Below are 12,695 nucleotides of genomic sequence, written 5' to 3' on the forward strand. Positions count from 1 at the left end.
CCTTGGGGGCCCGGATGTCCGTGCTGCGGTTGGTTCTCGCTGTCCTGTTGACCTTGACCTACCTGGTGGTGCTGCCCGCCGCGTCGGCCTCGGCCACGCCGCCGGGGTTCACCGACACGGTCGCGTTGTCCGGGCTGAACGCGCCGACCAACGTGGCCTTCGCCCCGGACGGCCGGATCTTCGTCACCGAGAAGAGCGGCCTGGTCAAGGTCTTCGACGGGCTGGCCGATCCGACGCCGACGGTCTTCGCCGATCTGCGCCCGCAGGTCCAGGACTACTGGGACCGCGGGCTGCTCGGGCTGGCGGTGCATCCGCGGTTCCCGGTGGTGCCGCACGTCTACGTGGCCTACACCTACGACGCGCTACCCGGTGGCGCGCCGCCCGCCTGGGGCGACACCTGTCCTGATCCGCCGGGAGCGACCGTGGACGGGTGTGTGGTGCAGGGGCGGGTGTCCCGCCTGGTCGCCAACGGGGACGTCGGGACCGAGCAGGTGGTGCTGACCTCCTGGTGCCAGCAGTTCCCCAGCCACACCGTGGGTGAGCTGCGTTTCGGCGCGGACGGGGCGCTCTACGTCAGCGCGGGCGACGGGGCCAGCTTCAACTACGCCGACTGGGGCCAGACCAAGAACCCGTGCGCGGACCCGCCCGGCGTGGCGGGCACGAACCTGTCGCCGCCGGACGCGCAGGGCGGGGCGTTGCGGGCGCAGTCGGTGCGGCGGCCGGTTGACCAGCCGCGGACGTTGAGCGGCAGCATGATCCGGATCGACCCGGACACCGGCGCCGGGCTGCCGGGCAGTCCGTTCGCGGGCAGCCCGGACGCCAACGCGCGGCGGGTGACCGCGCACGGCCTGCGCAACCCGTTCCGGTTCGCGGTGCGGCCGGGCACCTCGGAGCTGTGGGTGGCCGATGTCGGCTGGGGCACCTGGGAGGAGATCAACCGGATCACCAACCCGGCGGACGGGACCGCGGAGAACTTCGGCTGGCCGTGTTTCGAGGGCGCGGCCCGGCAGGGCGGTTACGACGGGGCGAACCTGGACTCCTGCGAGCAGCTCTACGCCGCGGGCGGGCAGCAGGCCCCGCACTACGCCTACCGGCACGACGCCTCGGTGGTGGCCGGGGACGGCTGCCCGACCGGGAGTTCCTCGGTGACCGGACTGGCCTTCGAGCAGGGCAGCGCCTACCCGGCGGAGTACCGGGGCGCGTTGTTCTTCGCCGACTCCTCCCGCGGCTGTGTGTGGGCCATGCAGGTCGGCGCGAACGGACTGCCGGATCCAGCGAAGATCGTGACGGTGGCGACCGGGGTGCGGATCCCGGTGGCGATCACCCGTGGCCCCGGCGGGGACATATTCTACCTGGCGCTGGGCGCCGGCGAGCTGCGGCGGCTGAGCTACCCGGCGGGCAACCGGCCGCCGACCGCGGTGGCCTCCGCGACCCCGGCCAGCGGTCCGGTGCCGCTGACGGTGCGCTTCGATGGCAGCCAGTCCACCGACCCGGACGCCGACACCCTGGGCTATGCCTGGGATCTCGACGGCGACGGCGCCTACGACGACTCCACCCTGCCCCGCCCGAGCTTCACCTACACCCAGGTCGGCGAGGTCCGGGTGGGCCTGCGGGTGACCGACCCCGGCGGCCTGTCCGGCACCACCACGGTCACCGTGACCGCCGGGCAACCGCCACCGCAGGATCCGGTGCCGGTGATCGCCAACCCGACCGCGGCGCTGCGCTGGCAGGTGGGGCAGCGGATCCCGTTCTCCGGCAGTGCCACCGACCCGCAGGACGGCCAGTTACCGCCCTCGGCGCTGACCTGGCGGCTGCTGCTGCACCACTGCCCGAGCAACTGCCACACCCACCCGGTGCAGAGCTTCCCCGGCGTGGCCGGCGGCGAGTTCTTCGCCCCGGACCACGAGTTCCCGTCCTTCCTGGAGCTGGTGCTGACCGCGCGGGACTCCGGTGGCCGGGAGGCCAGCACCTCGGTGCGGCTGGACCCGCGCACGGTGAACCTGACCTTCACCAGCGATCCGCCGGGCCTGCAACTGACCACGTTCTCCCAGACCCAGACCACCCCGTTCACCCGCACGGTGATCGTCGGCTCGGCCAACTCGGTATCCGCGCCCAGCCCACAAGCCTTGTCCGGCACCACCTTCGGCTTCACCGCCTGGTCCGACGGCGGCGCGAACAGCCACGTGATCACCGCGCCGGCCACCGCGACCACCTACACGGCGAGCTACCGGGCGAGCGGGTTGCTGGCCGAGTACGGCTTCGACGCGGGCAGCGGGACGAGCGCGGCCGATGACAGCGGCAACGGCCGCACCGGCACGGTGTCGGGGGCGACCTGGGTGACGACCGGACGGTTCGGGCGGGCGTTGCGCTTCGACGGCGTCAACGACTGGGTCACCGTGCCCAACCACGCCAGCCTGTCCCCCGCCCGGTTCACCCTGTCCGCGTGGGTGCAACCCGGCACGCTGAGCACGCAGTGGCGCACGATCGCCTTGCGGGAGACCACGAACGGGCTCAGCTACGGGCTGTACGCCAGTTCACCCTCCCGCGGACCCGGTGCGGCGGTGCGGGTCGGCGGGGTGGAACGGGACACCGCGGGCCCGACCGCGTTGCCGGCCAACGCCTGGTCCTATGTCAGCACCACCTACGACGGGACCACGTTGCGGCTCCACGTCAACGGGGCCCTGGTGTCGAGTCAGGCCGTGGCCGGGTCGGTGACCGCGTCCAGCGGGGCGTTGCGGATCGGCGGGAACGCGGTGTGGGGCAACGAGTTCTTCGCCGGGATGATCGACGAGGTGCGGTTGTACGACCGGGCGCTGAGCCCGGCCGAACTGACCGCGGACATGACCCGGCCGGTGAACTGAGGCGGCGGTGGCCGGATCAGCTCGCCGAGGTGACCCGGTACACGTCGTAGACGCCCTCGACGTTGCGCACCGCCTTGAGCACGTGCCCCAGGTGCTTCGGATCGCCCATCTCGAAGGCGAACCGGCTCACCGCGACCCGGTCCCGCGAGGTCGTCACCGACGCCGACAGGATGTTCACCCGCTCATCGGCCAGGACCTTGGTGATGTCGGAGAGCAGCCGGTGCCGGTCCAGGGCCTCGACCTGGATGGCGACCAGGAAGACCGAGGAGGCCGACGGGGCCCACTCGACCTCCAGGAGGCGTTCCGGGCTGGCCTGGAGTTCCTCGCTGTTGGTGCAGTCGGTGCGGTGCACGCTGACGCCGCCGCCGCGGGTGACGAAACCGAGGATCTCGTCCCCTGGCACGGGGGTGCAGCAGCGGGCGAGTTTGACCCAGACGTCGCTGGTGCCCTTGACCACCACGCCCGCGTCCACGCCACGGCGGCGCTGCACGGTGGAGGGGGTGGCGCGGTCGGCCAGCTCCTCCTCGGCGTGCTCGACGCCGCCGAGCAGGGCGACCAGGCGTTGCACCAGGTGCCGGGCCGACACGTGGCCTTCGCCGACGGCGGCGTAGAGGGAGCTGACGTCGAGGTAGCGGAGTTCGCGGGCCAGCGCGGTGACCGAGTCGGCCGAGACCAGGCGCTGCATGGGCAGGCCGACCCGGCGGACCTCCTTGGCGATCTGGTCCTTACCGGCCTCGATCGCCTCTTCGCGGCGTTCCTTGGCGAACCACTGCTTGATCTTGGTCTTGGCCCGTGGGCTGGCCGCGAACTGCAGCCAGTCGCGGCTGGGTCCGGCGCCTTCGGCCTTGGAGGTGAAGATCTCCACGACCTCGCCGTTCTCCAGCTTGCGCTCGAGGGCGACGAGGCGGCCGTTGACCCTGGCGCCGATGCAGCGGTGGCCGACCTCGGTGTGCACGGCGTAGGCGAAGTCGACGGGGGTGGAGCCTGCGGGCAGGGTGACCACATCGCCCTTGGGCGTGAAGACGAAGATCTCCTTGACCGCGAGGTCGTAGCGCAGCGACTCCAGGAACTCACCGGGGTCGGCGGCCTCCCGCTGCCAGTCCAGGAGCTGGCGCATCCAGGCCATGTCGTCGACCTCGACGCCCTTGTGGGTGCCCCTGGTCTCCTTGTACCGCCAGTGCGCGGCGATGCCGTACTCGGCGGTGCGGTGCATCTCGTAGGTGCGGATCTGCACTTCGAGGGGCTTGCCGTCGGGGCCGATCACGGTGGTGTGCAAGGACTGGTAGACGCCGAAGCGGGGCTGGGCGACGTAGTCCTTGAACCGGCCGGGCATGGGCTGCCAGAGCGCGTGCACCACGCCCATCGCGGCGTAGCAGTCGCGTACCTCGTCGACCAGGATGCGCACGCCGACCAGGTCGTGGATGTCGTCGAAGTCGCGGCCGCGGACGATCATCTTCTGGTGGATGGAGTAGTAGTGCTTGGGGCGGCCTTCCACCCTGGCCAGGATGCGCGCGGCCTCCAGGTGACCGGAGAGTTCGTCGGTGACCTTGCGCAGGTGCTTGTCCCGGCTGGGCGCGCGGTTGGCGACCAGGCGGACGATCTCGTCGTACTTCTTGGGCTGCAGGATCGCGAAGGCGAGGTCCTCCAGCTCCCACTTGACCGTGGCCATGCCCAGGCGGTGCGCCAGCGGGGCGAGCACCTCCAGGGTCTCCCTGGCCTTGCGGGCCTGCTTCTCCGGGGCCAGGAAGCGCATGGTGCGCATGTTGTGCAGCCGGTCGGCCAGTTTGATGACCAGCACGCGCGGGTCGCGGGCCATCGCGATGACCATCTTGCGGATGGTCTCGGCCTCGGCGGCGGCGCCCAGTTTGACCTTGTCCAGCTTGGTGACGCCGTCGACCAGGTGCGCGACCTCGGTGCCGAACTCCTCGCTGAGGGCTTCCAGGGAGTAGTCGGTGTCCTCGACGGTGTCGTGCAGCAGCGCGGCGACCAGGGTGATGGTGTCCATGCCCAGCTCGGCCAGGATGGTGGCCACGGCGAGCGGGTGGGTGATGTAGGGGTCCCCGGACTTGCGGCGCTGGTGCCGGTGCTTGTCCTCGGCGACGTCGTAGGCGCTCTGCAGCAGCGCCAGGTCGGCCTTGGGGTGCAGTTCGCGGTGCACGGCGGCCAGTGGTTCCAGGACCTGCTTGACCGGGGCGGCGCGCTGCGCGGTGATCCGCCGGGCCAGCCGTGCGCGCACCCTGCGGGTGGCTGAGGGCGGCGGCGCTGGGAGCGCCGGCTGCGCCGCTACGGAGGCTTCGACGTCTTGACTCAAGTGCACGCTCCCGGATTGCCTCGGGTGCCGGGGCCACCGACCCCGGTAACCGAGGATAACGCCACACCTCGGGCGGAACGCGCAGGTGTTCGACGAACGTGAAGAGTCACACGATGAACTGCGTCCGGGTTACCGTCGGACCGATCATTTTTCGCCGTGCGTGCCGTCCCGGTCACCGAGCGTGTTCGCCGGTGACCGGGACTGGGCTGTCAGTGCGAGCCGAGTACGTCCACCACGTGGACGAGGGTGTCGGTCTGGCCGGCGGCGGGCGGTACGACCAGGAGCACCCGGCTGCCGACCCGGACGCCGGCGAGTCCGGCGATCAGTCCGTCGCCCGCCTTGCCGGGGCGGAGGGTGAAGGCGGCGGGTTTGGCCTTGCCCCAGGAGGAGTCGGTGACCGCGCCGGTCCGCCACACCACGGTGGTGTGCTGGACGATCGCGGTCTGCCCCGGCCACACCCGGCTGCCGCGCCCCTCGACCAGGGTGCGGGACTCGGGCCAGCGCGGCGGTGCGACCGCGGGGACGGTGATGGCGGGCTGGCGGCCGTCGACGCGTTCGACCGCGGGCAGCCGCCGGGTGTCGTAGGGACGGCCGGGTTCGCCGACCGCGGAGGCGGCGGGCTGGTAGGTGCCGTAGACGTCGACGACGAAGACCAGGGTGTCGTCCTTGAGGATGCCCGCCTCGGGGATGCCGCCGCGCGGGCCGTAGCCCCAGTCCGGCGGCACGGTCAGCACCACCCGGCTGCCCGCGCGCACGCCCAGCAGGCCCTGGTCCCAGCCCTTGATCAGCTTGCCGACGCCGAGGGGCACGTCGAAGGGCGCTGCGCCGTCGTAGGAGTGCTCGACGAGTTTGTTGTTGCGCCACACCTTGAGGAAGTAGTGCGCGAACAGGATCTCGCCGCGCTGGGTGGCCGGGCCGCGGCCGGGGATGGCGGTGCGGATGTCCAGGGTCGCCGTCGGGGTGACGGCCGAGGGGATCTCCAGGATCGGTTCGTGGCCGAAGGCCCCGGCCACGATCGGGCGGCCGTGGCCGGGCGCGGCGACCGCGGTGGCGGCGCCCAGGCCCAGCGCGGTGCCTGCGGTGAGCAGCAGCGCGAGGGCTCTGCGGGTCAGTGTGTGCGTCACAGGGCACCGTAACCAGCGGTGGAACGCGGTCGACACCACCGAAGAGAGCAGCCCCGCCGGGCACGGGGCTCGACGGGGCTGCTCGGCGGCGGGCAGTCGCCGGGTGGCGGGCGGCGACTGCCCGCGGGCCGGTGGGTCAGCGACGGCAGATGTCCGATCCCAGGGTCAGGCCGGCGCCGTCCTGGCACCAGCCGGCCGGGGCGGGCGCGGTGCACGGACCGGGGCCCTTGCACCAGCCGCTCTCGGCGGCCTTGCCCTCGGTCGCGCCGACGACGAGCAGTAAGCCGGTCGCGGCGACAGCGGCGGTGAACACGCTGGCGACTCGACGGATGACAGTTGAGGTCATGGTTGATCCCCCGTTGGTGTGGTGGCCGGGCGGTGGCGGCTCGGCTCGGTGTGCCACAGGTCACTAGGTTAGCCCGATCGAGCGACTGGGGGATTGTCTTTAGGTGCACAAGAACGCGCCGGGAGTTGTCTCCCGGCGCGTTCGTGATCTGGCTGAGTTCAGACCGTGCGCAGTGCTGTGACCTGGTAACCCTCGAGTTCGGCCCGGCCGTTGAGGGCGGCGATCTCCAGCACCACCACGACGCCGGCGACCACTCCCCCGGCCTGCTCGACGAGCTCGCAGGCCGCGGCGGCGGTGCCGCCGGTGGCCAGGACGTCGTCGATGACGGCGACGCGCTGGCCGGGCTGGATGGCGCCGACGGCGATCTCCAGTTCGGCGGTGCCGTATTCCAGGGCGTAGCTGACCTTGGCGGCGACGGCGGGCAGTTTGCCGGCCTTGCGTACCGGCACCATGCCGACGCCGCAGCCGTAGGCGACCGGGGCGGCCAGCAGGAAGCCGCGGGCCTCGATCCCGGCGACCACGTCGGCGGCCGGGCAGGCCGCGGCCACGCCGTAGACCAGCGCGCCGAGTGCCTTGGCATCCGACAGCACCGGGGTCAGGTCGCGGAAGAGCACGCCGGGTTCGGGGAAGTCGGGCACGTCCCGGATCAGGTCGAGGGCGGCTTCCAGGTCACCGGCGAGGGTGACCTGTTTGACCACGGCCTGCTGGGCGGCGGCCATGGCCTCGCCGACGCCGCTGACGGCGGCGGCGAGGTCCGGCTGCTGCTGGGTTTCCCCGGTCACCGGCCGCGCTTGCCGGTCGGGCGGGCCCGCCGGGCGGCGTCGGTGGCCTTGGCGGTGCGGCCGGGCACGCTGGCCGCGGCGCTGATGGCCTGCTCGCGGCGGAACTCCGCGTCCAGGCTGTCCTCGTCGGTGGGCTCGAAGTGCTCACCGGCCGCGGCGGCCTCGGCCTTGCGGGCCAGGTTGGCCCGGCGCTGGGCGACCCGCTGGGCCTGCTGCTGGTACTTCGGCTCGGTCATCTTCAACGTCACCACCAGCGGCGAGGCCAGGAAGATCGAGGAGAAGACACCGGAGATCATGCCGGTCATCTGCACCAGCGCGAGGTCCTTGAGCGTGCCGACGCCGAGCACGCCGACGCCGATGGCCAGCAGCGCGAACACCGGCAGCACCGCGATCAGCGAGGTGTTGAGCGAACGCACCAGGGTCTGGTTGACCGCCAGGTTGGTCGCCTCGCCGTAGGTGCGGCGGGTCAGGCCGAGCAGGCCGCGGGTGTTCTCCTTGACCTTGTCGAACACCACCACGGTGTCGTACAGCGAGAAGCCGAGGATGGTCAGCAGACCGATCACGGTGGCCGGGGTGACCTCGAAGCCGACGATGGAGTACACGCCGGCGGTGACGATGAGGTCGAAGGCCAGCGCGGCCAGCGCGCCGACGGCCATCCACTTCTCGAAGTAGAAGATCAGGAACACCGTGACCAGCACCAGGAACACGATCAGCGCGATGATCGCCTGGTTGGTGATCTCACCGCCCCATGATCCGGACACCGCGCTGTCGCTGATCACCGTCGGCACGCTCAGCCCGTTGGCGTCCTTGGGCTTGAGCTGGTTGAACAGCGCGTCGCGCAGCTTGGTGACCTGCTCGGAGGACAGTGCCTCGGAGCGGATCTGGATGGTCTGGCTGGTGCCGGTGCCCGCGGTCTGCACCGAGGCGGCTTCCTTGCCGACCGACTGCTGGTAGATGTCCTTGACCTGCTGATCGGTGATCGGCGGGCCGGTGACGCTGCTGGTCGGCATGGACAGCTTGGTGCCGCCCTTGAAGTCGATGCCCAGCTCGAAGCCCCGGAACAGCATGGAGCCCAGGCAGATCAGGAACAGGATCGTGGTGGCGACGTACCAGATCTTGCGCTTGCCGACGATGTCCAGCGCGCCGTTGCCCAGGTAGAGCCGGGTGAAGAAGCCTTCCCTCTTCTTGGGCCGCTGGGTGGTCTCCAGGCCGGGGGCCACCACGGCTCCAGTCTCGTTGTCAGCCATCTCAGGCCTCCTTCACGGCAGTGGTGGCGGCCGGGGCGGCCTTGCGGTAGGTCGCGTTGAACCGCTGCGCCTCGCCGAGACCGGACAGGCCGGGGCGGGAGAGGAACTTGGAGTTGGAGGCCAGCGAGACCAGCGGGTGGGTCACCAGGAACACGATCACCAGGTCGAGCACGGTGGACATGCCCAGGGTGAAGGCGAAGCCCTTCACCTGGCCGACGGCCAGGATGTAGAGCACCGCGGCGGCCAGGAAGCTGACCGCGTCGGCGGAGAGGATGGTGCGCCGGGCGCGGACCCAGGAGCGCGGCACCGCGGAGCGGAAGCTGCGGCCCTCGCGCACCTCGTCCTTGAGTCTCTCGAAGAAGACGATGAAGGAGTCGGCGGTGATGCCGATGGCGATGATGAACCCGGCCACGCCGGCCAGGTCGAGGGTGAAGCCGACCCAGCGGCCAAGCAGCACCAGTACCGCGAAGACCACCAGACCGGTCAGGACCAGCGACAACGCGGTGAGGATGCCCAGCGCCCGGTAGTAGAACAGGCAGTAGAGCAGCACCAGCCCGAGCCCGATGAGACCGGCGATGAGGCCGGCCTGCAGCGAGGCGAAGCCGAGGGTGGCGGAGACGGTCTCGAACTCCGACTGCTCGAAGTTGAGCGGCAGTGAGCCGTACTTGAGCGCGTTGGCCAGCTGCTGGGCCTCGTTCTGGGTGAACTGGCCGGTGATCTGGGTGCTGCCGCCGACGATGGCCTCGTTGATCGAGGGCGCGGAGACGACCTTGGTGTCGAGCACGAACGCGGCGCGCTTGCCGACGTTCTTGGAGGTGAACTCGGCCCAGGTCTTCACGCCGTCGCCGTGGAAGTTCAGGGTGACCACGAAGCCGGGGCCCTGGCTGTTGGCCTGGGCGCTGGCGTCGGAGATCTGCTTGCCGTCCAGGAACACCGGGCCGAGGATCAGCTTCTCGGTGCCCTTCTCGTCACAGGTGGCCAGCGGCAGCTTCGGGTCGTCCAGGCCGGTGAGCGGGTCGGCGGCCTTGCAGTCCAGGGTCGCCAGGGCGAGCTGCTGCATCTGCTGGTCGCTGAGCAGCGCCGGGTTCTGCCGGATCTCCTTGGCCTGCTTGATGGCCTCGGGGCCTGCCTTGGGCGCGGGCGGCGCGCTGCTGCTGGGCGGCGGCGCGGCCGGGGAGCTGGGCTGCCCGGTGCCGGTGGGCTGCTGGGCGGGTGCGATCCGGCCCTGCGGCTTCGGCGAGCTGGTCGGCGCGCCGGCGGCCGGACCGGAGGTGGTCGGCTTGGGCGCGTTGGAGCCGGAGGGCTGGTTGCTGGTGCTGGGTGCGGGCTGGTTCGTCGCGGGGACCGCGCCGATCACCGCGCGGAAGCCCAGCACCGCGGTGCGGCCCAGGCTGCGGGCCTCGTCCGGGTTGTTGCCGGGGACCGTGATCACCAGGTTGGTGCCGTCCTGCACGACCTCGGCGCCGGAGATGCCGGAGCCGTTGACGCGCCGGTCGATGATCTCGCGGGCCAGGTTGAGCGACTCCGCGGAGGGCGGGGCGCCGCTCTCCGACCGCGCGGTCAGCGTGACCCGCGTGCCGCCCTGCAGATCGATGCCCAGCTTCGGCTTCGCCTGCCCGTCACCGGTGAAGAACACCAGTGAGTAGAGCACGACAATGATCAGTCCGAAGGCGGCGAGGTTGCGCCACGGGCGTACATGCCCAGCCGGAGGTGCCACGGTACGTCGGTCTCCTCATGCCAACGGGGCCGTCTGCTGGCCCCGTTGCCGATGGTCAGTGGAAGTCGACCACCCTGCCCGCATCGGGCGAGACAAGGCGGTGCGCCCCCGCGCACGCTGCCTGCGGGGGCGCCAGAGCCTAGCGCGCCAGGAAAACCTGACGTTAGGGTCTTACCGGTTGTTCTTGCCCTGCTCAAGGGGCGGGGCGATCTCGGCCTTGCTCTCGTTGGCCTTCTCCGCCACCGAGGGGGCCGGGGTCTCGTCCACCTCGTCGGCGTCCACGTCCTCGTCGGCGGTGTCCTTGACCTTCTCGCGGACCGCCGCGCGCACCCATTCGGTGGTCACACCGGGGGCGAGTTCGAGCAGGATGGTGGTGTCGTCCTCGGCGTCGACCACCGTCGCGTACAGACCGGAGGTGGTCATGACCCGGTCACCAGGCGCGAGCGAGTTCTGCAGCGACTGCTGGTCCGCGATGGCCCTCTTCTGCTTGCGGACGCTGAGGAACATCATGACCCCGAGCCCGACAATGAGGAGCGGGAAGATAAATGACGGGTCCATCATTCTCCGTTCGGCGGAGGCCGCCCTGACGGCCTGACCTCCGGTTTGTTCGGGTATGCGGGTACGAGTGTGCCAGGTGTCACTCGCTGTGCGGCCAGGGCGGGGGCTAACCCACCTCGCCGGGAGCCTGGGCCGGGGGTTCAAGCCCGAGGTGACGCCATGCCGACACGGTAGCGACCCGCCCGCGCGGTGTTCGCGCGAGCATGCCCGCCCGCACCAGGTACGGCTCGCAGACCTCCTCGACGGTGGTCGGCTCCTCACCCACCGCCACAGCCAGGGTAGACACCCCGACCGGTCCACCTCCAAACGACCGCACCAAAGCACCCAGAACGGCACGATCCAGGCGGTCGAGGCCGAGTTCGTCGACGTCGTAGACCTGGAGGGCGGCCATGGCGATGTCCCTGGTCACGGCGCCGTCGGCGCGGACCTCGGCGTAGTCGCGGACCCGGCGGAGCAGCCGGTTGGCGATCCGGGGGGTGCCGCGGGAGCGGCCGGCGATCTCGACCGCGCCGTCGGGGCGCAGGTCGACGCCGAGGATGGTGGCCGAGCGGGTGAGGATGCGTTCGAGTTCGCCGGGGACGTAGAACTCCATGTGCGCGGTGAAGCCGAAGCGGTCGCGCAGCGGGCCGGTCAGCGAGCCGGACCGGGTGGTGGCCCCGACCAGGGTGAACGGGGCGATGTCCAGGGGGATGCTGGTGGCGCCGGGGCCCTTGCCGACCACGACGTCGACCCGGAAGTCCTCCATGGCCAGGTAGAGCATCTCCTCGGCTGGCCGGGCGATGCGGTGGATCTCGTCGATGAAGAGCACGTCGCCCTCGGCCAGGTTGGACAGCATCGCGGCCAGGTCGCCGGCGCGTTCCAGGGCCGGGCCGGAGGTGATCCGCAGCGCGGCGCCCAGTTCGGCGGCGATGATCATGGCGAGGCTGGTCTTGCCGAGTCCTGGCGGGCCGGAGAGCAGCACGTGGTCGGGTGGCGAGCCGCGCCGCATGGCGCCGCCGAGCACCAGTTCGAGCTGTTCGCGGACCCGGGCCTGGCCGACGAACTCGGTCAGGTTCTTCGGGCGCAGCCCGGTCTCGTCCTCCCGTTCCCCGGTGGCGGGGTAGGGGGAGAGCGGGGTCTCCTCGTCGAGGTCGTCGTCGAACACCGCGCGGCCCCGTTACTTCTTGCGTCCGAGCCCGGCCAGGGCCTGGCGCAGCACGGTGGCGGTGTCGCCACCGCCGTCGGCGAGCACGGACTCCACCGCCGCCTCGGCCTGTTTGGCCGGGAAGCCGAGGCCGAGGAGGGCTTCCACCACCTGGCCGCGGACCTGGTCGTGGTCGACGCCGGGCAGGCTGGCGCTGGGCAGCAGCGCGCCGACCTTGTCCCGCAGTTCGATGACCAGGCGTTCGGCGCCCTTGCGGCCGACGCCGGGGACCTGGGTGAGCACGGTGATGTTGCCCTCGGCCAGCGCGGCGCACAGCTTGTCCGGTTCGAGCACGGCGAGCACGGCCAGGGCGAGTTTGGGGCCGACGCCGGTGACGGTCTGCAGCAGACCGAAGAGTTCGCGGGCCTCGTCGGTGGCGAAGCCGAACAGGGTGAGGGAGTCCTCGCGCACGACCAGCGTGGTGGACAGCCGGGCCTCCTCCCCGCGGCGCAGGGTGGCCAGGGTGGCGGGGGTGGTGCGCACCGCGAGCCCGACCCCGCCGACCTCGATGACGGCGTGGTCGAGGCTGATGGCGAGCACCTGGCCGCGTACCGAGGAAATCACGT

Annotated in this window: 10 protein-coding genes; 1 reads left to right on the forward strand and 9 read right to left on the reverse strand. The window is 71.3% G+C overall.

Going from position 1 to position 12,695, the window contains the following annotated elements; all coding sequences use genetic code 11:
- Positions 1-47: 47 nt before the first annotated feature.
- Positions 48-2,861 (forward strand): LamG-like jellyroll fold domain-containing protein, encoded by a 2,814-nt coding sequence (locus tag HNR67_RS35535; RefSeq protein ID WP_246492667.1) that lies wholly within the window; start codon positions 48-50, stop codon positions 2,859-2,861.
- A 16-nt stretch (positions 2,862-2,877) separates the two neighbouring features.
- On the opposite strand, the gene HNR67_RS35540 is transcribed toward HNR67_RS35535, so the two are convergent.
- The 9 genes from HNR67_RS35540 to ruvA form a co-directional block, all read right to left on the reverse strand.
- A complete protein-coding gene (locus HNR67_RS35540; protein ID WP_185007123.1) occupies positions 2,878-5,172 on the reverse strand; it encodes a RelA/SpoT family protein in 2,295 nt (764 codons plus the stop codon).
- Between the two features lie 209 nt (positions 5,173-5,381).
- Positions 5,382-6,296 (reverse strand): FKBP-type peptidyl-prolyl cis-trans isomerase, encoded by a 915-nt coding sequence (locus HNR67_RS35545; protein WP_185007125.1) that lies wholly within the window; start codon positions 6,294-6,296, stop codon positions 5,382-5,384.
- 136 nt (positions 6,297-6,432) lie between these two features.
- The gene (locus tag HNR67_RS35550; RefSeq protein ID WP_185007127.1) at positions 6,433-6,642 is read right to left on the reverse strand and encodes a hypothetical protein; all 210 of its coding nucleotides are present in this window, start codon (positions 6,640-6,642) and stop codon (positions 6,433-6,435) included.
- Positions 6,643-6,800: 158 nt separating this feature from the next.
- On the reverse strand, positions 6,801-7,361 hold the full coding sequence (locus HNR67_RS35555) for an adenine phosphoribosyltransferase (protein WP_185011501.1): 561 nt from the start codon (positions 7,359-7,361) through the stop codon (positions 6,801-6,803).
- 59 nt (positions 7,362-7,420) lie between these two features.
- A complete protein-coding gene (secF, locus tag HNR67_RS35560) occupies positions 7,421-8,671 on the reverse strand; it encodes a protein translocase subunit SecF (RefSeq protein ID WP_185007129.1) in 1,251 nt (416 codons plus the stop codon).
- Position 8,672: 1 nt separating this feature from the next.
- Positions 8,673-10,388, reverse strand: coding sequence for a protein translocase subunit SecD (gene secD / locus HNR67_RS35565; RefSeq protein WP_185007131.1), 1,716 nt, complete (start codon positions 10,386-10,388; stop codon positions 8,673-8,675).
- 171 nt (positions 10,389-10,559) lie between these two features.
- Positions 10,560-10,898: a preprotein translocase subunit YajC gene (yajC, locus tag HNR67_RS35570; RefSeq protein ID WP_407645157.1), complete on the reverse strand. Its 339-nt coding sequence runs from the start codon at positions 10,896-10,898 to the stop codon at positions 10,560-10,562.
- A gap of 154 nt (positions 10,899-11,052) precedes the next feature.
- The gene (ruvB, locus tag HNR67_RS35575; RefSeq protein ID WP_185007135.1) at positions 11,053-12,090 is read right to left on the reverse strand and encodes a Holliday junction branch migration DNA helicase RuvB; all 1,038 of its coding nucleotides are present in this window, start codon (positions 12,088-12,090) and stop codon (positions 11,053-11,055) included.
- 12 nt (positions 12,091-12,102) lie between these two features.
- Positions 12,103-12,693 (reverse strand): Holliday junction branch migration protein RuvA, encoded by a 591-nt coding sequence (ruvA, locus tag HNR67_RS35580; RefSeq protein ID WP_185007137.1) that lies wholly within the window; start codon positions 12,691-12,693, stop codon positions 12,103-12,105.
- Positions 12,694-12,695 lie beyond the last annotated feature (2 nt).

Origin of the sequence: Crossiella cryophila, assembly GCF_014204915.1 — a bacterium.
In the GTDB taxonomy this organism is placed as follows: domain Bacteria; phylum Actinomycetota; class Actinomycetes; order Mycobacteriales; family Pseudonocardiaceae; genus Crossiella; species Crossiella cryophila.

Coding starts and splice junctions, on each gene's coding strand:
- HNR67_RS35550 (WP_185007127.1), bottom strand. CDS start 6,642: ATGACCTCAACTGTCATCCGTCGAGTCGCCAGCGTGTTCACCGCCGCT.
- HNR67_RS35555 (WP_185011501.1), bottom strand. CDS start 7,361: ATGGCCGCCGCCCAGCAGGCCGTGGTCAAACAGGTCACCCTCGCCGGT.
- secF (WP_185007129.1), bottom strand. CDS start 8,671: ATGGCTGACAACGAGACTGGAGCCGTGGTGGCCCCCGGCCTGGAGACC.
- yajC (WP_407645157.1), bottom strand. CDS start 10,898: ATGATGTTCCTCAGCGTCCGCAAGCAGAAGAGGGCCATCGCGGACCAG.